21 protein-coding genes and 1 tRNA gene are annotated in these 22,565 nt (G+C 68.7%); 6 read left to right on the top strand and 16 right to left on the bottom strand.

Features of this window, described 5'->3' with window-relative positions; translation table 11 throughout:
* Nucleotides 1-55: 55 nt before the first annotated feature.
* Nucleotides 56-760, bottom strand: a complete 705-nt coding sequence (locus ACFOW8_RS03860) for a DUF6636 domain-containing protein (RefSeq protein ID WP_378545493.1) — start codon at nucleotides 758-760, stop codon at nucleotides 56-58.
* Nucleotides 761-914: 154 nt separating this feature from the next.
* Between ACFOW8_RS03860 and ACFOW8_RS03855 the strand changes: the two genes are divergently transcribed.
* Together ACFOW8_RS03855 and ACFOW8_RS03850 are read left to right on the top strand one after the other, a co-directional pair.
* A complete protein-coding gene (locus tag ACFOW8_RS03855) occupies nucleotides 915-1,568 on the top strand; it encodes a histone deacetylase (protein WP_378545490.1) in 654 nt (217 codons plus the stop codon).
* Between the two features lie 58 nt (nucleotides 1,569-1,626).
* Nucleotides 1,627-3,057: a lipase maturation factor family protein gene (locus ACFOW8_RS03850; RefSeq protein ID WP_378545487.1), complete on the top strand. Its 1,431-nt coding sequence runs from the start codon at nucleotides 1,627-1,629 to the stop codon at nucleotides 3,055-3,057.
* A gap of 36 nt (nucleotides 3,058-3,093) precedes the next feature.
* On the opposite strand, the gene ACFOW8_RS03845 is transcribed toward ACFOW8_RS03850, so the two are convergent.
* Nucleotides 3,094-3,169: transfer RNA gene (locus ACFOW8_RS03845), tRNA-Gly, on the bottom strand.
* A gap of 194 nt (nucleotides 3,170-3,363) precedes the next feature.
* Between ACFOW8_RS03845 and ACFOW8_RS03840 the strand changes: the two genes are divergently transcribed.
* Nucleotides 3,364-3,786 (top strand): hypothetical protein, encoded by a 423-nt coding sequence (locus tag ACFOW8_RS03840; RefSeq protein ID WP_378545484.1) that lies wholly within the window; start codon nucleotides 3,364-3,366, stop codon nucleotides 3,784-3,786.
* A gap of 93 nt (nucleotides 3,787-3,879) precedes the next feature.
* Here the strand turns inward: ACFOW8_RS03840 and ACFOW8_RS03835 are convergent, their stop codons facing one another.
* Nucleotides 3,880-4,635 (bottom strand): lysophospholipid acyltransferase family protein, encoded by a 756-nt coding sequence (locus ACFOW8_RS03835; RefSeq protein WP_378545481.1) that lies wholly within the window; start codon nucleotides 4,633-4,635, stop codon nucleotides 3,880-3,882.
* A gap of 187 nt (nucleotides 4,636-4,822) precedes the next feature.
* On the opposite strand from ACFOW8_RS03835, the gene ACFOW8_RS03830 reads away from it, so the two are divergent.
* Nucleotides 4,823-5,731 carry a hypothetical protein gene (locus ACFOW8_RS03830; protein WP_378545478.1) on the top strand — a complete coding sequence of 303 codons (909 nt, stop codon included), beginning with the start codon at nucleotides 4,823-4,825 and terminating at the stop codon, nucleotides 5,729-5,731.
* Nucleotides 5,732-5,838: 107 nt separating this feature from the next.
* Nucleotides 5,839-7,374 (top strand): Rieske 2Fe-2S domain-containing protein, encoded by a 1,536-nt coding sequence (locus ACFOW8_RS03825; RefSeq protein WP_378545475.1) that lies wholly within the window; start codon nucleotides 5,839-5,841, stop codon nucleotides 7,372-7,374.
* Nucleotides 7,375-7,384: 10 nt separating this feature from the next.
* Here the strand turns inward: ACFOW8_RS03825 and ACFOW8_RS03820 are convergent, their stop codons facing one another.
* From ACFOW8_RS03820 to ACFOW8_RS03775, 10 genes are all read right to left on the bottom strand, one after another.
* Nucleotides 7,385-9,304: a serine/threonine-protein kinase gene (locus ACFOW8_RS03820; RefSeq protein WP_378545473.1), complete on the bottom strand. Its 1,920-nt coding sequence runs from the start codon at nucleotides 9,302-9,304 to the stop codon at nucleotides 7,385-7,387.
* Complete coding sequence (locus tag ACFOW8_RS03815; protein WP_378545470.1) at nucleotides 9,301-11,175, bottom strand: serine/threonine-protein kinase; 1,875 nt, start codon at nucleotides 11,173-11,175, stop codon at nucleotides 9,301-9,303. Before ACFOW8_RS03815 ends, ACFOW8_RS03820 begins: the two co-directional genes overlap by 4 nt.
* Nucleotides 11,172-12,335: a DUF7373 family lipoprotein gene (locus ACFOW8_RS03810; RefSeq protein WP_378545467.1), complete on the bottom strand. Its 1,164-nt coding sequence runs from the start codon at nucleotides 12,333-12,335 to the stop codon at nucleotides 11,172-11,174. The genes ACFOW8_RS03815 and ACFOW8_RS03810 overlap by 4 nt, the downstream gene beginning before the upstream one ends.
* 79 nt (nucleotides 12,336-12,414) lie before the next feature.
* Nucleotides 12,415-14,292 (bottom strand): serine/threonine-protein kinase, encoded by a 1,878-nt coding sequence (locus ACFOW8_RS03805; protein WP_378545464.1) that lies wholly within the window; start codon nucleotides 14,290-14,292, stop codon nucleotides 12,415-12,417.
* 317 nt (nucleotides 14,293-14,609) lie between these two features.
* Complete coding sequence (locus ACFOW8_RS03800; protein WP_378545461.1) at nucleotides 14,610-15,560, bottom strand: DMT family transporter; 951 nt, start codon at nucleotides 15,558-15,560, stop codon at nucleotides 14,610-14,612.
* Between the two features lie 51 nt (nucleotides 15,561-15,611).
* A complete protein-coding gene (locus tag ACFOW8_RS03795; protein ID WP_378545458.1) occupies nucleotides 15,612-16,025 on the bottom strand; it encodes a HEAT repeat domain-containing protein in 414 nt (137 codons plus the stop codon).
* An 8-nt stretch (nucleotides 16,026-16,033) separates the two neighbouring features.
* Entirely contained in the window at nucleotides 16,034-16,408 is a 375-nt protein-coding gene (locus ACFOW8_RS03790) for a polymorphic toxin type 24 domain-containing protein (protein WP_378545456.1), read from the bottom strand.
* Nucleotides 16,323-16,580: a hypothetical protein gene (locus ACFOW8_RS03785; RefSeq protein WP_378548613.1), complete on the bottom strand. Its 258-nt coding sequence runs from the start codon at nucleotides 16,578-16,580 to the stop codon at nucleotides 16,323-16,325. Before ACFOW8_RS03785 ends, ACFOW8_RS03790 begins: the two co-directional genes overlap by 86 nt.
* A 5-nt stretch (nucleotides 16,581-16,585) precedes the next feature.
* Nucleotides 16,586-16,888 carry a WXG100 family type VII secretion target gene (locus ACFOW8_RS03780; protein WP_378545453.1) on the bottom strand — a complete coding sequence of 101 codons (303 nt, stop codon included), beginning with the start codon at nucleotides 16,886-16,888 and terminating at the stop codon, nucleotides 16,586-16,588.
* Nucleotides 16,888-17,226 carry a WXG100 family type VII secretion target gene (locus ACFOW8_RS03775; protein ID WP_378545450.1) on the bottom strand — a complete coding sequence of 113 codons (339 nt, stop codon included), beginning with the start codon at nucleotides 17,224-17,226 and terminating at the stop codon, nucleotides 16,888-16,890. The genes ACFOW8_RS03780 and ACFOW8_RS03775 overlap by 1 nt, the downstream gene beginning before the upstream one ends.
* 173 nt (nucleotides 17,227-17,399) lie before the next feature.
* Between ACFOW8_RS03775 and ACFOW8_RS03770 the strand changes: the two genes are divergently transcribed.
* The gene (locus ACFOW8_RS03770; protein ID WP_378548445.1) at nucleotides 17,400-17,921 is read left to right on the top strand and encodes a hypothetical protein; all 522 of its coding nucleotides are present in this window, start codon (nucleotides 17,400-17,402) and stop codon (nucleotides 17,919-17,921) included.
* Nucleotides 17,922-17,930: 9 nt separating this feature from the next.
* On the opposite strand, the gene ACFOW8_RS03765 is transcribed toward ACFOW8_RS03770, so the two are convergent.
* The 3 genes from ACFOW8_RS03765 to serS form a co-directional block, all read right to left on the bottom strand.
* Entirely contained in the window at nucleotides 17,931-19,295 is a 1,365-nt protein-coding gene (locus ACFOW8_RS03765; protein WP_378545447.1) for an MFS transporter, read from the bottom strand.
* 92 nt (nucleotides 19,296-19,387) lie between these two features.
* Nucleotides 19,388-21,211: a putative bifunctional diguanylate cyclase/phosphodiesterase gene (locus ACFOW8_RS03760; protein ID WP_378545444.1), complete on the bottom strand. Its 1,824-nt coding sequence runs from the start codon at nucleotides 21,209-21,211 to the stop codon at nucleotides 19,388-19,390.
* A 77-nt stretch (nucleotides 21,212-21,288) separates the two neighbouring features.
* The gene (serS, locus tag ACFOW8_RS03755) at nucleotides 21,289-22,545 is read right to left on the bottom strand and encodes a serine--tRNA ligase (RefSeq protein ID WP_378545441.1); all 1,257 of its coding nucleotides are present in this window, start codon (nucleotides 22,543-22,545) and stop codon (nucleotides 21,289-21,291) included.
* Nucleotides 22,546-22,565: the final 20 nt, after the last annotated feature.

Raw genomic sequence — 22,565 nt, 5'->3', positions numbered from 1 at the left:
TCGCAGACGAAAGGGCGGGGCGGCAGATTCCTCTGCCGCCCCGCCCTTTTCGCTGTCAGAAGGTGTGCTGGTCGTCGGCGGAGATGGCGAATCCGTGGCCGTCGGCCAGGCAGCGGACGCCCTGGGAGGACGAGCTGCAGGTGTAGCCGTCGACCGTCAGGGATTCACCGTAGTTCAGCACCGGCCCACCGGCTGCCGAGCCGTCCTGTGGGATGCCGACGAAGATGCCCTGGCTGGTGCACAGGAACTCCGGCTTGCCCTCGTACAGGTGTACGGCGACCTTGCGGTTGGGCGCATCGGTGCAGTTCGGCAGCTTCGGTGTGATGTAGTTCGCGTGCCCCAGCTGGCAGCCGACCCCGTACGGGGCCATGGCGAGGATGCCGCACATGATGTTCCCGGTGGGTGACTGGAAGTAGTAGCCGCCGTCGAGTCGAAACCTGCCCGCATCGACGGTGGTGAACCGATCATCCGTCGGCGCGGAGGGCGCCGATCGGTCGCCCGGAGCCGCGGCGGCGGGCGGTGCCGAGCCGGCTTCCGGCACGACCGCCGGATCCTGACGCTCCGGCTCCTCGGCATCGGACGTTCCGGCGTCCGGCGCGGGCGGCCGTGTGGTGTCCGACGCGCCGGACGGCTGTGTGGTGCCCGGCGCGCCGGACGGCTGGGCAACGCTGGTCGGCGCGCTCGAACCCTGATCGGTGCCGCAAGCCGCGAGCCCTCCGGTCAGTGCCACTACCGCTGCCATCATGATCACTGCTCGCATGAATCCTTCTCCGCTCGTTGACATCCCGACCTACAGTGGAATCGCAGACACCCCATTTAGTTGTTACGCCTAACTATCTAAATGCCCGAATAACTCTGCCCGGCGATCGGCTGACAGGGTGACGGGCAGATCGTCGCGACAGGACCGCTCCGAAATGACCGATCGGGTCTGGTACGCCGCCTACGGCTCCAACCTGCACAGCGCGCGGTTCGCCTACTACCGCGCCGGCGGGACGCCGCCGGGCACCGACCATGCCTATCCGGGTTTCCGTGACCGCACCCCACCGGCCGCGATCCAGCCACTGACGCTCCCCGGCAGCCTGTACTTCGCCTGGCAGAGTCCGGTCTGGACGGGCGGGGTCGGATTCTATGCCGTGCGGCCGGGAGCCGGCTGGCCGATCGGGGTGGCGGCGCGGGGGTATCTGCTCACCGTCGGCCAATTCGGCGATCTGCTCGCCCAGGAGATGTACCTGGCCCCGGCGGCGGACTTCGATCCGGCGCCGGTGCTGGCCGCGGGCACGCTCCGGCTCGGTCCGGGCCGGTACGAGACGGTGGTGCACGCGGGCACCAGCGCGGGATACCCCGTTCTCACCTTCACCTCCCCATGGCACCCGGAAACCGTCGCCTTGCGGCGACCCTCGGCCCGCTATCTGGCGATGATCGGCACCGGACTGCGGGAATCGCACGGATGGGCCGACGAGCGGATCGTCGAGTATCTGCGGGTGCTTCCCGGGATCGCGGGCAGGTGGAACGAGGCCGATCTGCGCGCAGTGCTGCGCGCGGGCACCGGCCTCGAGCGTCCCGGATAGTTTCCGCCGAGACGGGTATTCCCCTGATGCGCCGACGTCGACCACCGGGAGCGACCACATGGAGTGGTTCACGGCACCGGAGTACTGGCAGGGCAGGCTGATCTTCCAGCGTGGCCTGGCGGTGATCTATGCGCTCGCTTTCCTCGCGGCCGCCCTCCAGTTCCGCGCCCTGCTCGGCGAACGCGGCATGCTGCCGATCCCGCGCTACCTGGCGAGAACCCCGTTCCGCCGGTCGCCAAGCCTGTTCCACTGGCACTATTCCGACCGCTGCTACGCGGTCGTGGCCTGGTCAGGCGTGGTGCTGGCGGTGGCGGTCGCGTTCGGGGCCGCCGATCTGGTGCCGCTGTGGGCGGGGATGGCGCTGTGGTTCGGACTGTGGGTGCTGTATCTGTCGATCGTCAACGTCGGGCAGGCCTGGTATGCCTTCGGCTGGGAATCACTGCTGCTGGAAGCCGGTTTTCTGGCGATCTTCCTCGGCAACGACACGGTCGCGCCGCCCTTGCTCGCGCTGTTCGCGGCGCGCTGGCTGCTGTTCCGGGTGGAGTTCGGGGCCGGGCTGATCAAGATGCGTGGCGACAAGTGCTGGCGCGACCTGACCTGCCTGTACTACCACCACGAGACCCAGCCGATGCCTGGGCCGCTGAGCTGGTTCTTCCATCACCTGCCCCGGCCGCTGCACCGAGTCGAGGTGGCCGCCAATCATGTCGCGCAGCTGATCGTGCCGTTCGGGTTGTTCGCGCCGCAGCCGGTGGCGAGCGTGGCGGCGGTCATCATCATCGTCACCCAGCTGTGGCTGGTGATCTCCGGCAATTTCGCCTGGCTGAACTGGGTGACCCTGCTGCTGGCCACCACCGCGATCAGCTACTACCCGGTCCTGCCCGACGCGCCACCGGTGGCCGAACCGCCGCTGTGGTTCGTCGGCGCGGTCCTCGCCTTCACTGCCATGGTGCTCGCGCTCAGCTACCTGCCGGTTCGCAATCTGCTCTCCCCTCGGCAGGCCATGAACGCCTCCTTCGAGCCGTTGCACCTGGTCAATACCTATGGCGCGTTCGGAAGCATCACCAGGACCCGCAGGGAGATCGTGCTGGCGGGCACCTCGGACGAACACCTCACCGCGGGCACGGTGTGGCGCGAGTACGAGTTCAAGGGCAAACCGGGCGACCCGCGCCGATGGCCACGCCAGTGGGCGCCGTACCACCTGCGACTGGACTGGCTGATGTGGTTCGCCGCCCTGTCCCCCGCGTACGCGCGCTCCTGGGCGCTACCGCTGGTCGTGCGGCTGCTCGACAACGACCCCGACACCCTGCGCCTGCTGCGGCACTGCCCCTTCCCCGACGCGCCGCCACGGCACCTGCGCGCCCTGCTGTACGAGTACCACTTCAGCACACCGACCCAGCTGTTCCGGGAGCGAATCTGGTGGCGCCGCACCCTGATCGGGGAATTCCTGCCCCCGCTGACGCGCGAACACCTGCACCGGCACCGCCGATGAGAAAAGCCCGGCGCGGAGATCCGGCCGGGCTTCTCGTGGAGCGGATGACGAGATTCGAACTCGCGACCCTCACCTTGGCAAGGTGATGCGCTACCAGCTGCGCTACATCCGCGTGCACTCGAAGGTGCGAGTCAGAACTCTATCCTGTCGCCGCACGAAAGGTGAAATCCGCTGGTAGGAACCTTGCCGAGACCGCGGGCAGGCCACGGCGAACGGCCTGTTAAGCACCTGCCAAGGATTCGGAAGTGACTGCGCCGGAAGATCTTTCATGTCCGACGTAGCGTCGGCGCAACGAGGAGGAACGGGATGAAGAGACTGGGGTTGCTCGCCGTCGGTCTGGCTGTGACTTCGGCGACCATCATGGGGGCCGGTCCGGCGCACGCCGACTTCACCGACCAGGTGGAGGTCACCGACAGCGGCGAGAACGAGCAGGAGGCCGGATTCGGCGAGTACGCCGTCTCCCGCAACCAGCCCGGATCGTGCCTGGTGGTCCAGAACCACACCGGCGGCACGGTGACACTGCGCTTGAACTATCCGACCAGCCGGGGCAAGTGGACATTGCGGCACGACTCCGTCGGGGTGCTCGCCCGCAACGGCAAGGTGGTGACCTCACCATCGGGCCGCTGGAGCGTCCGCACGAACCCACCGATCAGGTGGGCGTGGATCTACGACGGCAACCTGAACACCCGAAAGGGCTGCAACGGCTCCTGGGTCCTGACCATGAACTGACCATCAGGGTCACTGGACACGCGATCACCAGGCTCTCCGGGATTCCGCCACTCGGCGTTTGTCACCGCGGAAGCCTGGTGATCAGCTGACCAGTCAGGATTCGGGGTTGTTGGCGGCCTTGCGGGCGAGGCGTTCGGCGGCCTCGGCGTCGTCGAGGGCGGTGGCCTCTTCGAGAGTGGGGGCGCTGCCGCCGAGGCGACGCGGGACCCAGTAGGCGCCCGGCTCGTGCTCGTAGGACTCCTGGAGTCCGGCGAGCAGGCCCTGCATGGTGGTGCGCAGCTGCGCGGTGAGCTCGGTGGCGGGTTCGTAGGGCTCGATGGGGGTGCCGACGGCGATCGAGATGGGGGTGTTGGTGCGGCCGAGGCGCTTGGGGAAGCCCTTGGTCCAGACCCGCTGGGCGCCCCAGATGACGATCGGGATGATCGGGACGTCGGCCTCGATCGCCATGCGCGCCGCGCCGGACTTGAATTCCTTGATCTCGAAGCTGCGGCTGATGGTGGCTTCGGGGTACACGCCGACGAGCTCACCGGCGCGCAGGTACTCGACCGCCGCCTTGTAGGAGTCGGCGCCGGCGGTGCGGTCCACCGGGATGTGTTTGAGGGCGCGCATGATCGGGCCGGAGATCTTGCTCTCGAAGACCTCGTGCTTGGCCATGAAGCGGATGTAGCGCTTCGGAGTGCGCGCGGGCAGGCCGGCGTAGGTGAAGTCCATGTAGCCGGTGTGGTTGATCGCCACCACGGCACCGCCGGTGGCCGGGATGTTCTCGGCCCCCTTGACGGTGAACTTCAGACCTTCGAGGAAGAAGACGGTTCGGGCCAGGCCGATGATCGACCGGTAGACGGGTTCCACAATTCAGCTAGCGTAGTCGCAGATCGCCGCTTCCGGCAGACTCGGCGCCGCCGTGCGCCGTGCTGCCGGATCCACGACGATCACCCGCGCGCCGAATTCGCTTCGCGCGCACCGGTCTATCCCCGGCGAGCCCGCTCGCCCCGACAGTCGGCGGCCGCGACGGCGCCAAGACCTAGGAGAAGTCGTAGTGGAACGCGCGAAGCCGACCCCGATCGCCGCGACCCGCCGGTACCGCACCACCGCGCTGGTCATCGGCCTGACCGCGGCGGCGTTGATCACCGGCTGCGATTCGGTCTCGGGCATCCCGGTCGACGGTCCGGTCCCGGCGGACACCACGACCCCGACGACGGCCGCGCCAACCGCCACCGAGGCCATCGCTCCCGGCGAACCGGCACCGACCGACGCGAACCCCACCATGGAACCACTGCCCGCCGACGCGCCGGAGGTCGGCGCGGTGCCCGGCGACACCGACGCGGTGACCGCGGTCCGCCGCTGGGCCGCCGACCTGCGCACCGACAGCATCGCCGAGCTCCAGGACAAGTGCTGGACCATCCCGCCGCGCACGATCGCCGACATGTACGCCGACCCGGAGTCGATCCTCACCGCGCTGAGCCTGCCGGCGACCGCGACCGCCGACACCGTCAGCTGGCGCACGCGCACCACCACCGTCACCGTCGACCGCGAGTCGATCGCGTCGGGCTATGCCTGTGGCCGGGTGTTCGCCGCGGGTGTCGAGCCGGGTTACGACGACGCCGATGCCCGCCACGCCGTCCGCCGCTACCTCGCCAGGGCCACCGGCAAACCGCTCGACGCGGCCGACACCGAACCAGACCATCCACTGACCTGCAAGGCCTCCCCCGCGACCTGGGACCCCGAAGGCACCGGCAACCCGACAGCAGCCCCCTTGGCGAGCGACTCGGGCAAAGTAGGCAATGTCACCTCCTTCACCGCCGAGGAGCTACGATCCGAGCAGATTCGTGGCGACTACCTGGCAGTACACGTACCCGTGACCACCTCACCGGGGGGCACGCGGAACCGCACTTTCACGGTTGTCGCTACCGCTGACGGCTATTGCATCGGTGACGTAACGATATAGCCACTATCCTGGTTGGCTGGTACGCCGAGGTAGTCAGGGGAACCTGCGGCGGCGGTAGCTCTCGCCCTTGATCCGGCGAATCAGATCCTGGTAGGAGGAATCAGCTCGTGCAGATCACCAGCGTCGGACACGCAGGCTTCCACATCCGAACCGAGGCCGGGACGATCCTCTGCGATCCGTGGGTGAACCCCGCCTACTTCGCGTCGTGGTTCCCGTTCCCGGACAACTCCCAGCTCGATTGGGATTCGCTCGGCGATGTCGACTACCTGTACGTCTCGCACCTGCACCGCGACCACTTCGACGCCGAGCACCTGCGCCGATACGTCCGCAAGGACGCCACCGTGCTGCTGCCGGACTACCCGGTGCCGGACCTTCGCCGCGAACTCGAGGCGCTGGGCTTCACGAAGTTCTTCGAGACCCAGGACTCGGTCAAGCACACGATCACCGGGCCCGAAGGTTCGCTCGACATCATGATCGTGGCGCTGCGCGCGCCCGCCGACGGCCCGATCGGCGACTCCGGCCTGCTCGTCTCCGACGGCCGGACCACCTGCTTCAACATGAACGACGCCCGCCCGGTCGACATGGACGTGATCCACGAGGCGTTCGGCGACATCGACATCCACCTGCTCCAGTACTCGGGCGCCATCTGGTACCCGGCGGTCTACGACATCCCGGCCCGCACCAAGGCCAATTTCGGCAAGCAGAAGCGCCAGCGCGGCATGGACCGGGCCCGCTCCTACATCGAGCAGGTCGGCGCGACCTGGGTGGTGCCCTCGGCCGGTCCGCCGGTGTTCCTCGACGACGAGCTGCGCTACCTCAACGACGACCGCGGCGAGGAAGGCAACATCTTCCCCGACCAGATCGTGTTCCTCGAGCAGATGGAGATCCACGGCAACGCGGGCGGCATCCTGATGATCCCAGGTTCGGTCGCCGACGTGCGCGGCAAAGACCTCGACCTCACCCACCCGTTCGATCCCGACCGGATCTACGGCGACAAGGCCGCCTACATCGCCGACATGGCCGAGCGGTTCGCCCCGGTGCTTGCCGCCGAGAAGGCGTCCTGGGCGACCGGCGACGATTCACTGCTCGAACCGCTGCGTGAGCTGTTCGAGCCGATCATGAAGCAGTCGGCGCTGATCAGTGATGGCATCGGCTACCCGGTCGGCCTGGTGATCGGCGAGGAGACGGTGGTGCTGGACTTCCCGCACCGCACCGTGCGCGCGCCGCTGGAGGGCGAGGGCCGCTACCGCTACGGCTTCCGCATCGCGCCCGAGCTGGTGCGCACGGTGCTGCGCGACAACGAGCCCGACTGGGTGAACACCATCTTCCTGTCCACCCGCTTCCAGGCGTGGCGGATCGGTGGCTATAACGAGTTCCTCTACACCTTCTTCAAGTGCCTCACCGACGAGCGCATCGCCTACGCCGACGGCTGGTTCGCCGAGGCGCACGACGACTCGGCTGTCACCGAGCTCGACGGCTGGGAAGTCCAGCGCCGCTGCCCGCACCTCAAGGCCGACCTCTCCAAATTCGGTGTGGTGGAGGGCAACAACCTCACCTGCAACCTGCACGGCTGGCAGTGGGACCTGGAATCGGGCCGCTGCAAAACCTCCAAGGGTCACGAATTGCGTTCCCGCAAGCTCTGATCCGGCGGATTCACCGAGCGGGTAGCTCGGAAACCACCTGGCGCAGGACTTCGGTGGCGATGGCGCAGGACTCCTCGCGCATGCTCGTCGCGCCGTGGACGGAGACCTCGATGCTCTCCTCCTCGGCGTCGGACGCGCGGTAGGCGCGGGTGCAGATGGCGCTGGAGGTGCCCTTGTCCAGGTAGATCCGCAGTCCGTCGGTGACCGTCGTCGGCGCGTCGTCGTCCGAGGTGAGCGAGCTGGTGCGCAGCAGCTGCACGCTCAGCCGTACCCGCGCGTCCCACTGACAGGTGTGCGCGTCGGCGATCGTCGGCCGCTCGGCCGTTCTGCCGATCTTCGCCGCGACCAGGTCGTGATCGAGCAGCGCGCACGGATCGAGGAGGGCCAGCGAGGAGTCCCGGTTCTCGGCGCGCGGCGCGGTCGTCATGGAGCGGGCGATATTCGCGGCGAGATAGTCGATGCCCGCGCATCCCTCGACCTCGCTCGGCGAGGACATGGTGACGACGATGCCCGTCGGGGGGTCGGCGCCGGGACTCGCGATGGCCCGCGAGCACGCTGCCTCGCTGCCATCGATCACCGGAACACCGTCGACCACAGTCACATTCGGCGTGAGGTATTCGTCCCGCTCACCGAGCGCCAGCCCGAAGATGTACTGCTTGCCGGTGGCCACGCACCCCCATGTCGAGGTGGGCCGAAGCGTCAGATCGGCCGCGGCGAGCGGTGCCGGACCCACCGGCACCTCGGCACCGAGCGCCGAGGTGAGCCAGGCGCAGGCATCGATCCGGCGCAGCTGGTCCAGCGAAAGGCCGGTCACCGGCGCCGGTTCGGCGGCGGGCCTGGTGACGGCGTAGGCCACCCCACCGAGCACGAGCAGCAGCACGGCCAGTCCACCGGCCAGCACACCGCGCGCGACAACGCTCGCCGCGTGCCACCTGGACCGGCCGTATCTCGCTGCGCGCCCGCCTCTTTCGAGCGCGGCACGCCCGAATCCGACGAGCGCTTCCGGCAGCGGGCGAGCGGGCGGCGATGGCGGGGGTTCGATCGGTGGCGCGGCGGCGAGCAGTACCGTCGCCGCGTCGCGCAGACGGCCGATGTCGTCACGCACCGGTACGGGCCATGGCGCGGGCGCGCTCGGCGGGCCGCCGAGGTAGTCCAGGATCTGAGCAGGCGTCGGCCGGGCCGCCGGGTCCTTGCGCAGGCACGCGGCGATCAGCTCGGTCAGCGGTTCCGGCACCCGGCTCAGATCCGGTTCGCGCTGCGCGATATTGAACAGGGTGTAGGGCACCGAGGCGGCCGCGAACGGCGCGACACCACCGGCGGCGAAGGCGAGCACCGAGCCGAGCGCGAACACGTCAGAGGCCGGGGTGACCGCGACGCCGACGGCCTGTTCCGGGGAAAGGAAGTCGGGTGTGCCGAGCAGGGTTCCGGTCGATGAAGCCCCGGTGGCCGGGGTGATGCCGAGGTCGCCGAGACGTCCGCCGTCGGCGGCCAGCAGCACCGCGTCGGCGCGCAGGCGCTGATGCACCAGACCCGCCGCGTGGATGGTCCGTAGCGCCGCGGCCATGGCGGACGCCAGCGCGCGCACCGCGGGTACCGGAAGCGGCCCGTGCTCGGCGACGGCACGGTCCAGGCGCACGCCCGGCACGAACGCCGAGGCGATCCAGGGCCGCTCGGCGTCGGCGTCGACATCGATCACCGTGGTGTTGTTCGCACCGGAGACCCGCATCGCCGCGACCGCGGTGTGCCGCATGCGCACCCGGAAGTCCGGCTCGCCGAGCAGTTCGGCGGCCGCCCGCCGCACAACGACGAGAGTGTCGTCGGGTGCGGCGGCGAGGAGTTCGTGGAAACCGGCGGCCGAATCCAGAGTGCCGAGCACCCGGTAGCGGCCGATCGTCGCGGGTTCGGCGGGACCGCGTGGATGCAGGGTCATGAGGCGGGCAACTTCGCGAGAACGGGGGCGAACAGCTCGGTGGCGGCATCGCAGCCGGACGGCCCGTCCAGGCCCGCCGCGAAGAAATTGGCCTCCACCTGCTCGGCTTTGTCGGCGCGGGTCGGTCTGATCAGCGCGATGAGGCGGCAGCTCGCGCCCTCGCTGTCGAGGTAGACCTCGTGCTCGCCGATGGTCCGCCGTGGCCTGACCTTGCCACCGTTGCTGCTGTCCGGCCTGGTCCGTTCGTCGACCGCGATCCAGAACGAGCTGTCGCGGCCGGTCACCGTGCAGGTGTGCGCGGTCTCGGTCCACACGACAGCGCCGATCAGCGCGCGGGTGGCGGCGGCGTCGATCAGATCGCAGGCGTCGCGCAGGAAGGCCGAATCCGCGGCGTAGTCACGCAACGGCGGGTTCACCGCGAGCCTGCCGACCACCGCGCCGAGCGCCCGTTCGGCGATCGCGCAGCCGTCACCGTCGGGGACCTGCGCGGTCATGGTGAGCGCGATCGGCAGACCGCTCTGCGACAGCACCGAACGATCGCAGATTCTGGCCTCCCGGTGCCGTCCGAGCACCGGCATCCACGCGATCGTGCTGCCCAGCTTCTGCTTGGTGCGCATCTCGCCGGGGGTGATGCCGGTCTCCAGCGTGAAGTAGACCTTGCGATCGGCCTGGTCCCGGTAGTAGATGCTGCACCCGGTGACCCCGAGCGGAACGAGTTCGCCGACGGCCGTGCCGATCTCACCGAGTACCGCGGGGGTCATCAGCTCACAGGCATCGAGCCTGCGGATCTCGTCGTCGGTCAAGGCCAGCGGCGGATCCGTCATGGCGACGGCGGTGCCGTCGACGCCTGTACCGAGGAACGCGACGGTGGCGAGCACCAGCGCCGACACCAGCGCGACGACCGGAACCAGGCGCTGGCGCCGGCGGCTCGACGGCTGGTCGGCCGGTGCCGGGGTTGCGGCCGACCCCGATGCCCAGCGCATCGCCTCGGCCTGGCACTCGGCGATGCGCCTGCGGATGCGCACCGGCCAGACCGGTTCGGCATCGATCGCGCTCGCGGCGTCGAGCAGCTGCTCCGGCGTCGGCCGCGCCGCGGGGTCCTTCGCCAGGCAGGCGTCGACCAACGCCCGGATCGGCGCGGGCAGGCCGGTGGTGTCGGGCGTGGTGTACAGAACGTTGTAGAGCACCTGCGGTGTCGACGCGGCGTCGAACGGGCTCGCGCCGGTCGCCGCCATCGCCAGCATCGCGCCCACCGAGAACACATCCGACGCCGCCGACAACGGCTCGCACTGCGCTTGTTCGGGAGACATGTACGCGGGTGAGCCGATCATCACCCCGGTGGCGGTGAGGGTGATGTCGTCCTCGAGCGCCCTGGCGATGCCGAAGTCGATCACCCGTGGACCGTCGTTGGTGAGCAGGACATTGCTCGGCTTCAGGTCGCGGTGGACCAGACCGGCGCGGTGGATCTCGATCAGTGCCATCGCCAGGCCGGTGGCGAGCAGCTTCAATCCGCTCACGGTCAGGCGCCCGAACTCGCCGACCATGTCCTGGAGCGAAGGACCTGGGATGTACTCCGAAGCCAGCCATGGGCTTTCGGACTCGGCGTCGTGGTCGAGCACACCGGCGGTGTAGGCGCCGGTCACCTGCTGCGAGGCGATCACCTCCCGGCGGAACCTGGCCCGGAACTCCGGGTCACCGGTGAGCCTGCGGTGGATCTGCTTGACCGCGACCAGCCTGCCGTCGGGCGCCTGGCCGAGCAGCACCTGGCCCATCCCGCCGCGGCCGAGCACCGCGAGCAGCCGGTGCCGCCCGAGCCGAACCGGGTCGTCGGGGCCGAGCGGCGCCATCCGCATGCCGTCCGCCGGGGTCACCGGTCACCGCTCAGCAGGGCGTACTGCGCGACGGCCTGCTGTCGCACATCGGTTTCCCGGTTGCTGTAGATCCGCGCGACGAACTCGCCGTGCCGAACGAGGCAGACGAAGCGCCTGGTCGCGATGACCTCCGGGTTCGGCCGGGCAGCACGATGGCAGGAGATATCGGGCAGTCCCGCCACCGGGCGCAGCGGTGTGTACTCGCCTTCCTCGAGCACCGTGGTCTCGGCGGCCATCAGGGTCGCGGCGGCGTCGGCGTCACCGGCCCTGAGCAGGAACCTGTTGTACGACACCGCGACCGCATCGACGGCACTCGCCTCGAACTCCCGTAGCCGGACCGACGGCTTGTCGAGCAGCAGGGCGTACGCCCGTGGACCGTAGATCATGAATTCCCATTTGTCGGGCCGGTATTCGCCGGTCTTCACCAGCCGGGGCAGCAACTGGTCGCGGTCGATCCGCAGGTCGGCGAGCTGTGCGGCCGGAGTCGGCACGAAGGAGTCGAGCTCGGCCAGCTGCGCGCGGTAGGTCTTGGTCAGAACCTCGGCGAGGGCCTCGGGTGTCGGGTCGACCACCTTCGCGTACACCCGGATCACGAGATTGCGCCAGACCAGCCAGCTGCCGGCGGTCGGCACGCCGGGACGCCAATGGCTCAGTGCCGCTGGATAGTCCGGGATCGCGAGTGGCGCGTTGTCGATATTGGCGGTGAAGTCGGCCGCGGCCATCGCCTGCGCGGCGGCGGCCGCCTGCTCGCCGTCGGGAAGCGAAACGACGACGACCGAGAGGAACTTGTAGGCCTGCTCGTTGTCGATCTGGCCGTTGCTGCCGATCGCGCCGAAGCCGGCCAGCACGTCGAACGGAGCCAGCGCGGTGCGCTGGACGCCCGACAGCATGTCGTCCACACCGCGCACGCCGACGATCACGCCGCCGCCATTGCCCTCGCTCAGGTCGGGGTCGATCCGCTCGGCGACGACGATCCGCTCCCCTATCCGCACCGATTCCACCAGTGAACCCCGCACCCGGTCGGGCTCGGCGTCGTAATCGCCCGGTATCGGTTCCAGGGCGTAGTCACCGTGGTCGGGCACCCGCGCCTGGCCACCGCACGCGGCGGTGACCAGGCTCAGCGCGAGCAATGCCACCAGGCAGCGCGATCGGTAACGCACGAACATCCCCTCCGACCGGCGCCGTGGCACCGGCCTCCCACGACTCTTCCGTGAAACTATCACCCGTGCAGCGGGGCTGCTACCGCGTCGGCAGCCTGCTCACCGCCTGCTTCACCAGCGGATCGGCGATCGCGCACAGCTCGGCGCTGCGCTTGGCCTGGTCACTGACGACTACCTCGACCACTTCGACGAAGGACTCACCGACGTTGCGGAAGCGGTAGACCCGGCGGCATTCGGTGGACACGATATTGATGCCGCCCTCGTCGACCTGCACGCCGTCACCGATGTCGATGGTGCGCTCCGGGACCGAGGTCTGTGCCCGCCGCTGCTGGGACAAGGTGATCCGCACGGCGGTATCGGCAGGCCACTCGCAGACATGCGCGGTCGTCGCGACGCTCGCGCCGAGCGCGGGGAAGGCCGAATCGTCGACCAACGCACATGGGTCGACCGCCGCCAGCGATTGCCGCGCGTCGGGCAAGCCGGGCAGCGCGCCGAGCGCGGTACTCAGCCGCTCCACGACATGCTCGGCCAGACCGCATTCCGCGCTGGTGAAGGTGTCGACCGTGATGCCCCAACGCTGCCCGTCGGCACCATCGGACAGCGCGAGCGCGCAGTCGTCACCTCGGCGGGCCACGGCATAGCCGTTGACGACTCGGCCGGCGGGCTCGAATCGGTCAAGGGCGGCGCCGATCTCGACGCCGATCCGGGCGGCGCCCGAGGTGGCGTCGCAGCCCCAGCTCGACGTCGGCAGCCAGCGCCAGGCGGCGATCTCGGTGGCCGCTCTGGTCGCCACCTCGGCGGGCAGCTCCGTGCCGAGGGCCTGCCGCAGCCAGTCGCAGGTGTCGACGCCGCGGAAGCGGTCGAGCGCGGGCAGGCTCGCGGTCGGGGTGGCAGGCGGCACCGGATCGTCGCCGCGCAGCGCCATGGCGGTGACCGAGGCCGCGACCACCACCGCCACCGCACCGATCCCGGCGAGCAGCGCGGTTCGCCGCCGTCGGCGCGGCGGCGCGGTAGCGGGCTCCGGTCGCGGCACCGGAATGCGCGTGGAAAGGATCTGCGTCGCTTCGGGATCCGCGGTGAGGATGGCCAGATCCCTGTTCTGCTCGGCGATCCCGGCATGGATCGGCGCAGGCCACGGCTGCGCCTGCACCGGCAGTACGCCCAGATAGTCCAGGATCTGGGCCGGGGTCGGCCTGGCGCGCGGGTCCTTGCGCAGGCAGCCCGCGATCAGTTCGCGCAGGGGCGCGGGCACCTGCGCGAGATCGGGTTCGCTGTGCACGATATTGAACAGGGTGTAGGGCGCCGAGGTCGCCGCGAAGGGGCTCTGGCCGGTCGCGGCCATGACGAGCAGGGAGCCGAGGGAGAACACGTCCGAGGCCGGGGTCACCGGTTCGCTCATCGCCTGCTCCGGCGACATGTACGCGGGCGAGCCGAGCACGGCGCCGACCTCGGTGAGCGCGGCACCGATACCGGTGGCCTGAGCGATGCCGAAGTCGATCACGCGTGGTCCGTCGGCGGCCAGAATCACGTTGGCGGGCTTGAGATCCCGGTGCACCAGACCCGCGCTGTGGATCGAATGCAGTGCCGAGGCCAACCCCGAGGCCAGCGTGCGCAGCGCGGCGACGGGCAGCGGGCCGTGTTCGCGAACGGCCCGGTCCAGCGGCACACCCGCGATGAATACCGAGGCGAGCCATGGGGTTTCGCCGGTGGTATCGAAATCGACCACCGCGGCGGTGAAGGCGCCGGAGACGCGGGCGGAGATCGCCACTTCGCGCTCGAACCTGGCCCGGAACTCGCGATCGTCGAGCAGGTGACCGTGGATCTGCTTGATCGCGACGAAGCGGCCATCCGGACCGGTGGCGAGCAGCACCCGGCCCATCCCGCCCGCACCGAGCACGGCGCGCACCCGATAGCGACCGATCATCGGCGATTCGGTCGGTGGCAGCGGCTCGATCACTGCGGTACTCCCCCACACTCGGACCCGCCACGATCCTCGGCGAGCTCGTTCTCGAGCAACCTAACACCCGCGGCACCGCAACACCCGCGCGTGACCTCGGCGGCCGGTAGCACGATGAAATTATGCCAGTCGGCACCTCAACCTCTCGGTCATAATTTATGACGAAGTTAATTATGAAAGCGGGTCGACGGCCAACGGCTCGTGCGCGACGTGAGTGGCGCACCGGCCGGTAGCGCCATCCCCCTGGCGCTCGGCACCGCCGCGCGGGAGGGGGCGCCTGGCGGCCTCCCGGGTGAACCGGCGTGGGCCTGGCTTCGCTACGTCTTCCTTGGGTAGTCGGCGGTTCGGGCAGTCCGGCTCGCGACCACCACGGCGGCGAGGACGATCGCGCAGCTAGCGACCGCGGTGGGCGACAGCCTGCCCGCGGCGGCGTCCAGCAGCATGGCGGCCACCAGCTGGCCTGCCACCGAGGTGAGGCCGAGCAGGAGGACGCCGATCATGCCGACGGCGAGGGCGGCGAGGGCGATGGAGCCGACCCCGATCACCCCACCGAGGTAAAGCCAAGGGTCCGTGGGGAATTCGGTCGGCAGCCCGGACGTCGCCATGGTGTACACATCGAACAGGCACAGGGCGAGCAAGCCGACCAGGAAGTTGATCAAGGTTGCCGGAAAGGGGCCGCCGACCGCGCCGACCCGCCCGTTCACGGCCTGTTGCCAGGCCAGGCCGATGCCTGCCAGCGCGGGCAGCGCGATGAGCAGGAAATCCGACACGCCGGTGTCGATGGTCGCCGCGGTGGTCGTGCCACCGGCCGAGAGCACGACACCGGCGATGCCGAGGACAGCGCCAGCCAACCGCAGCGGGGTGATCCGGGTGCGCCCGTTCGGTGCGATGCCGAGGCGATCCACCGCCAGACTGCTGAACAGCTGACCAGCCACGACGGCGACCGTGAACGCGGTGACGCCGATGGCCGCGATCGTGAGTCCCTGGCTCGCGACGAAGAACGCGCCGCACAGACCGCCGAGCAGCTGCCACGGGCGGACCCGGCCCGCCACCACCGCGCTGCGGACCCGCCGCAGGCCGGAACGCATGGCGGGACTCGCAGCGAGCGCGCACAGCAAGACGACGAGACCGGTGCCGAAGCTGATCGTGGCCGCCGCGACACCGTCACCCAGCTCGGCACCGAGCGCCCCGTTGATCCGGCCCTGCACCGCCACACCGGCGCCGATACAGAACCCGAAGACCAACCCGAGACCGTTGCGTCCGTGCACCGCGTCCTTTCGTCAGCTGGAGAGCTGCGGCCTCCGACCGCTGCGACCCCGCTATTCGTTGTGCGAAGACAACAGGCTCTCCAACTGATCGAATCCCTGTTGGGCGAACGGTGACGAGTTTATTCCCATCGCCTTCCTAGCCAAACGCAATACAGGAACTTGCTCGAATATCTGAAGTTCCCTCAGGCGGTACGCGATATAGTCGGAATCGCCGTCTTCCGCCCGACGCCCAAGGGTATCCAGCACTGCCGATATTCCGTCGACTCCACCGAATCTGACGAGAACCTCGGCAGCCTCTTGCTCGACAGCGGTATCCGGGTCGTCGAGCAGTTTGGTAAGTGCCACGAATGCGTCGGAAGACGGCAGCAGTTTCCCGAGTGCCGAGCAGGAATCCCGGCGATGCTCCCAATCTGGAGAAGTCGCGGAGGCGTACGGCGCATTCTCATCGGACTCGTTCATAGTCATCAGTGCTCCTATGGTATTTCATCAGTTCTCGCGGGCCGTACATCCTTCCGCTCCCGCACATAAACCCTGCCGTTCGGTGCAACGTCGTGTACCATTTCAACGACGTGCGGAGTCGGAACGCCAGCATGCGCGCGTCCAGTTAGATCTACACGTTTTATTCCTCGGCCATTCTCGTCGAATTGCACATAGTTGGTAATCTGCCCGCTGGAGTCCCGTTTGACAATGTAGCCGTTCGGCGGCCCGTTGTCGATGGTAATATTGCCCTTGGTGATCGACGGAGAACCATCCAGAACAGCTTTAAGTGAAACATTCGGAGTCGGGCCCGCCCCCTTGCCGTCCAGCCCGCGCGAAGTTTGTCGCCACCAGCGCCAACGCGGCGCCACGGTCGTCGTAGGCCTTCGACCACGTCTTGACCGCCTGATAACCACCGGCCATCGCGCTGGTTTCCAATAGAATGTGTTGCTGCATCGCGTTGAAGACGGTTTGGAATTTCTCAGACAGGTCGTAGCATTCCGTCGCGGCGCTCTCGTAGGACTTCGGGGAGATTGTGCCCACTGGGTTCAGCCGCCGCTCATTCTGAGATTTATCTCCTCTGCTTCGATATAGGCGTCGCGGGCGGTGACGGCGGCATCGTACATCTGTGTTATTCCTTCGATGACCGCGGCTGCCCCGGTTGCCCATTCCTGAAAGGCTCGCTCCTGGGCATCGGCAGCGGCTCCCTCCCAGTTCTGCTGGATTTCAGCGATTCGGTGGGTGATCCCATCGACACTGTCGGTGAGGAAGCCGACGAATCCGTTTGCGCGAGTGACGAGCTGGTCCAGCTCATCGATATCGAACGTGAAGTCGCCGGAGTCGTCGGCCATCACAGGTTCAGTTCCGGTACATCCAGCGACCGGAGAGTAACAGCGTTGGAGATATCCTGGCCTTCAACGGCTTTAGTTGCCGCACCGAGGAGTCCGGCCATGGCCGCGAGGGCGTCCAACACAGTGGCGGCGCCCTCCTTGGTCTCGGCCCAACCTTCACTGAACGCATCGGCTGCCGCACCGCGCCAATTGTCGAGGACGCCTGATATATCGCGATCGAGCGAACTGAGCCCGTTGATCAACGAATCGGCAACTTGTTGAACATACGTGCCCGCATCGGCCACCTCGCTCGGCACCATTGCGAAATCTGTTCCGGGCGAATCCGACGCGGCTACCACACGAGCCCCCTCCTGATCACGAGTCCAAACGTACCGACGTCGAGATCCGAAGGCAACGGGGCGCAGCCGCGCAGCGCGACTCACCGCGTCCTTTCCCGACACGCTGTCCTGGCCATCGACAGTAGGCCTACTCTCGGTGATAACTACGGCTGGTCTCTCAGGGGGCGTGTGTGCTGGACCCGATCCTGTCCCACCAGGTGATCGACGCGGTGCTGGCTCGTCATCTTGATGACCTCGGGCCGGACGAACCGATCTACCGCAACCACGTGTACCGCTGCGCGAACTACCAGCGCGCCCTGCTCGACGCTGAGCTTCCCGATGCCGCGGCGCTGGCGTGGGCGGTGCACGACCTCGGGATCTGGACTGCGGGCACCTTCGACTATCTGGCGCCGTCGGTGGCGCTCGGTGACAGGTACGCGGCCGAGTTCGGCATCGCGGAGCCTGCTCTCGTACGGGCGATGGTGCTCGACCACCACGGCGTGCGTCCCCGGCGGGATCGGCTGATCGAGACGTTCCGGGTGGCCGATCGCGTCGACGTGACCCACGGTCTGGTGCGTGGTGGGATCGACCGGGACTTCGTCGCCGCGGTGGTGGGCCGGTTCCCGTACCTGGGCTTCCACCGGTTCCTGGTGCGCAGCGCGCTCGGCCAGCTCCGACGCGAACCCACCAGGCCGCTGCCCATGCTGCGGTGGTGACCCACCCGCTCATTCCGTTGACCCACGCGGCGGCATCCAGGTCGGGATGAGCAGGGCGGCGACCAGCAACACAATGCCGAGCAGGGCGATCGTGGTGGACATCGACAGCCACTGCGTCGCCGCGGCGACGAAACCGAAGACGGCGAGGGCGACGATCTCCGAGAGCAGGCCGGAGACCGAGGTGACCGTCGCGCGGGCCGGGCCCGCGATCGCGTCCTGGAGGCGCGCACCCGCGATGACCTCGGCATTGAAGTCGAGACCGTAGGCGATCGCGATGCCGGCGAAACCGATCCAGAGCAGGGCTGGCCCCGCCGCCACGGCGGCACCGACCGCGAGCGCACCGGCGATGAACAGGATGCCTGCGAGGAACACGGCGATCGCGATGGTCCTGGCCGACAGCGATTCGGTGCGGCCCGCCAGCAGGGCACCGACCAGCGAACCGACCACCGTCACGCCGACCAGCAGGGCGGAGGTGCTGGTCGACGCGCCTCCCGACACCGCGAGCAGACCGAAGTACTCGTCGAAGGCGGTGATCCCGTAGAGCAAGGCGCCCAACAGGACTCCGCGCCGCACCCGGCGGACCCGGAACGCTTCGCCGGTGCCGGTGCGCAGCATCGTCAGGTATCGCGTCAGGGTGGAAGCCGAGGCGAGGTGCTGGTCCGCGCGGGCGGATCGGGTACCCGGCTCGGCCGCGGCGCCGACCGAGCGGCCCTGAACCTCGGCCGGAACGCGATGCGGCCCCGGGGCCGGTGGTTCTTCGTCCAGCTCGTCGACGGCGGTCGCCGAGATCGCCACGGGCGCGCTCGGCAACGCGAAAGCGGTCAGCGTGTGCAACACGGCGATGCCGACGCTGACCCAGCCGACCAGCGGATAACCACCCAGCGCGAACAGCGGGGCGGCGGCCACGATCGCCACAAGGACCGTCGTCTCCTGTGCGCCCCTGGTCCAGCCCATGATCCTGGCGTAGGCCGACGGCTCGCCACGGGCGACGAGGTCGTCGTAGATCAGCGCCTCGAAGGTGCCCGATTCCAGCGACGACGCGATGCCCCACACCACGAAGCCGAGCGCGAACCCGAGCAGCGACGGCACCAGCATCCACAGCGCGAAACACGCCGCCTGCAGGGTACAGCTCAGTACCAGCAGCGCGCGGCGCGACACCGTGTCGGCCCAGGCGCCCGATGGCACCTCGAGTACGAACGCCGTCACCGACCACAGGGCGAGCAGCAGCGAGATCTCGGCGGTGCTCAGGCCGTGATCGGCGAACAGCACGCCATAGAGGGCGTAGATGGGAAGCAGGTCGCGGGTGCCGCGGAACAGCACCGCGCGCGCCGCGAGGCCACGCACGTCGGCGGGCTCACGGGTCAACCGGGTCACCGCCGTTCGGAGAAACCGTACTGGTCAACAGCCATAGATGAGCATGCGCATGCTGCTCATATTTCGCCTCGTCGCTGTGGTCGTCAAGCGATTTATCCGAGTGGGATCCAGCCGTTGGCGGCGAGGGAGTCGTCCTCGGCACGGCGTGACCTGCCCTCGTTGAGGTCGTTGATCAGCTCCGAGACCGGATGCGAATCGCTGTAGTGATACCCCTGGGCCAGTGCGAAACCGAGCTCGGTGAGCACCGCCGCCTGGTATTCGGTTTCCACACCCTCGGCGATGACCTGCAGATCCAACGACTTGCTCAGCGCCGCGATCACGCCGAGCAGCGGCGGGGCGGGCGAATCGGAGGTGATGGCGGCGACGAACGACTGGTCGACTTTGAGGATATCGCTGGGGATGGTGGCCAGGCGGCTCAGCGAGGAGTAGCCGGTGCCGAAATCGTCGATCGCGATCCGCACACCCCGGTCGCGCAAGGTGTGCAGGTTGGTGATGGCCGTCTGCGACTCGGCGGCGAGTTCGCTCTCGGTGACCTCGAGCACCAGCTGGTCGGCGGGCCAGCCGGTATCGGACAGGATGGTCGCCACCCGCTCGGCGTAGTCGGGTTCGGCCAGTTCGAGGCCGGAGACATTGACGTTCAGTGACAGGTCGAGGGAGGCGAAACTCTCCTGCAGCTGGGCAGCGTCGGCGCAGGCGCGGCGCAATACCAGCTCGTCCAGGTCGGAGATGAGGTCGTACTCCTCGGCCACCCGGATCAGGCCCTCGGTGGTGACCTCGGGCTGGGCGTTGGACGACCAGCGCAGCAGCGCCTCGACCCCGACCGCCTGGCCACCGTCCTCGGTCAGGCTGACGATCGGCTGGTAGTGCACGTCGAGGGCGCCGCGATCGATCGCCTCGCGCAGTTCCACCGCGAGCGGCAGCTGGCGCGACGACTCGAGCACCGTGCGATTGCGGCCTGCCTGCTTGGCCCGGTACAGGCCGACATCGGCACGGCTGATCAGCAGCGAACCCGACTCGCCCGGCTGCCAGGAGGTGACACCGGCCGAGCAGCCCATGGTCACCGCCGCGCGCAGCTTCTCGGTGAGCAGGATCGCGGACTGTTCGGTGGTGCCGGGCAGCAGCAGGGCGAACACGTCGCCGCCGAAGCGGGCGAGCACCTGGTCGGGGGCGAGCAGGTCGAGCCAGGAGTCGGCGACCCGCTGCAGCACCGCGTCACCGGCCCGATGGCCGAGGTGGTCGTTGATCTTCTGGAAGCGGTCGAGGTCGACGAGCACCAGCGCGAGCCCCTGCCCGCTGCGGCCCGCGGCATCGATCGCCGGGTTGAGCTGCTTCTCGAAACCGCGCCGGTTCAGCAGGCCGGTGAGTACGTCGATATCGGCGTCGGACGCCATTCTGGTGAGGATGCCGACCACAACGCCTGCGCCGAAGGTGACACCGGCCGGGATCATGCCCGACCACCACGGCAGCTCGCGGGCGGGCAGCACCCACAGGCACAGCGCCATGGCGAAACCGATGTGCGCCGCGGCCTGCGGCCAGGCGAAGAACAGCGCGGCGTCGCAGGCGACGAAGACATAGAACGAGGCCAGCGTGATACCGCCGACCAGGTTCGGGAAGTCGTGCACCGCGATCGTCACGAGCACGGTCGCGGTAGCGAGGTAGATGTGGTGCAGCGCGTGCGGCATCCGCGGGCCCCACGCCAGCAAGGTCAGGCCGAGGAAGAGCGCGACCGCCGCCGCCGTCCCCACCAGCAACCGGTTACCGTCGTCACCCGGTGCGATGGCAGTGATCATCAGGCCGAGGACACCGCCGAGGACGTAGAACGCCCCCGTTGTCCTGGCCATGACCTTCGCCGTCGCCAACGCCGATGCCGCCCGCACCCGGGTTCGGGTATCGCCGCGCGCCCCGATTCCTCGCACGAGCACCAGCCTAGATGTAGATCGGTCAGGCTGTTTGCCACATCAACAAATGCGATCCCGGCAAACAGTGAAGAGAATTATGGTTTCAGCACCTCGGTGCCGACGAACGGGACGAGCGCCGCGGGCACCCGCACCGAACCGTCGGCCTGCTGGTGGTTCTCCAGCAGTGCCACGATCCAGCGGGTGGTCGCCAGTGTGCCGTTGAGCGTGGCCGCGATCTGGGCCTTACCGTTCTCGTCGCGGTAGCGCACCGCCAGCCTGCGCGCCTGGAAGGTGGTGCAGTTGGAGGTGGAGGTGAGTTCACGGTAGGTCTGCTGGGTCGGCACCCAGGCCTCGCAGTCGAACTTGCGCGCCGCCGAGCTGCCCAGATCGCCCGCGGCCACATCGATCACCCGGTAGGGCACGTCGATCGCGGCCAGCATCTCCCGCTCCCAGGCCAGCAGCCGCTGATGCTCGGCATCGGCCTGCTCCGGGGTGGTGTAGACGAACATCTCCACCTTGTCGAACTGGTGCACGCGGATGATGCCGCGGGTGTCCTTGCCGTAGCTGCCCGCCTCGCGCCGGAAGCACGACGACCAGCCCGCGTACCGCTTCGGGCCCGCGCTCAGGTCGAGGATCTCCTCGGCGTGGTAGCCGGCCAGCGGCACCTCCGAGGTGCCGACGAGGTACAGATCGTCGTCGGCGAGGTGATACACCTCCGCCGAATGCTGACCGAGGAAGCCGGTACCGGCCATGATCTCCGGGCGCACCAGCACCGGCGGGATCATCATCGTGAAGCCGTTGGCCACCGCCCGCTGCGCGGCCAGCTGCAACAGCCCGAGCTGCAGCAGGGCGCCGTTGCCGGTGAGGAAGTAGAACCGCGATCCCGACACCTTGGCGCCGCGCTCCATATCGATCAGGCCGAGCGCCTCGCCGAGCTCGAGATGATCCTTCGGCTCGAAATCGAATTCCGGTGGGGTGCCGACCGTTTCGAGCACGATGTAGTCGTCCTCGCCGCCGGCGGGCGCGCCGTCCTGCACCACGTTGGAGATGGCGCGGTGCGCGGCCTCCAGATCGGCGTCGGCCGCGTGCTGCGCCGCCTCTGCCTCCTTGACCTTGGCGGACATGTCGGTCGCCGCCGCGAGCAGCGCGGGCCGCTCCTCCTTGCTCGCCTTGCCGATCACCTTGCCCATCGCCTTGTGCTCGGCCCGCAGGCTGTCGGCGGTGGCCACGGCCGCCCGGCGCGCCGCGTCGGCTTCGAGCAACGCGTCGACGAGGGCCGGGTCCTCACCGCGGGCCCGCTGCGAGGCTCGGACGGCTTCCGGGTTCTCGCGCAGGAATCGGAGGTCGATCATGAGAAAACAGCCTAGTAGGG

It is taken from the genome of Nocardia rhizosphaerae, from assembly GCF_042650365.1.
Classification (GTDB): domain Bacteria; phylum Actinomycetota; class Actinomycetes; order Mycobacteriales; family Mycobacteriaceae; genus Nocardia; species Nocardia rhizosphaerae.
Note: the sequence above shows the minus strand (reverse complement) of the source record. Positions and strands in the feature narration are given on the sequence as shown.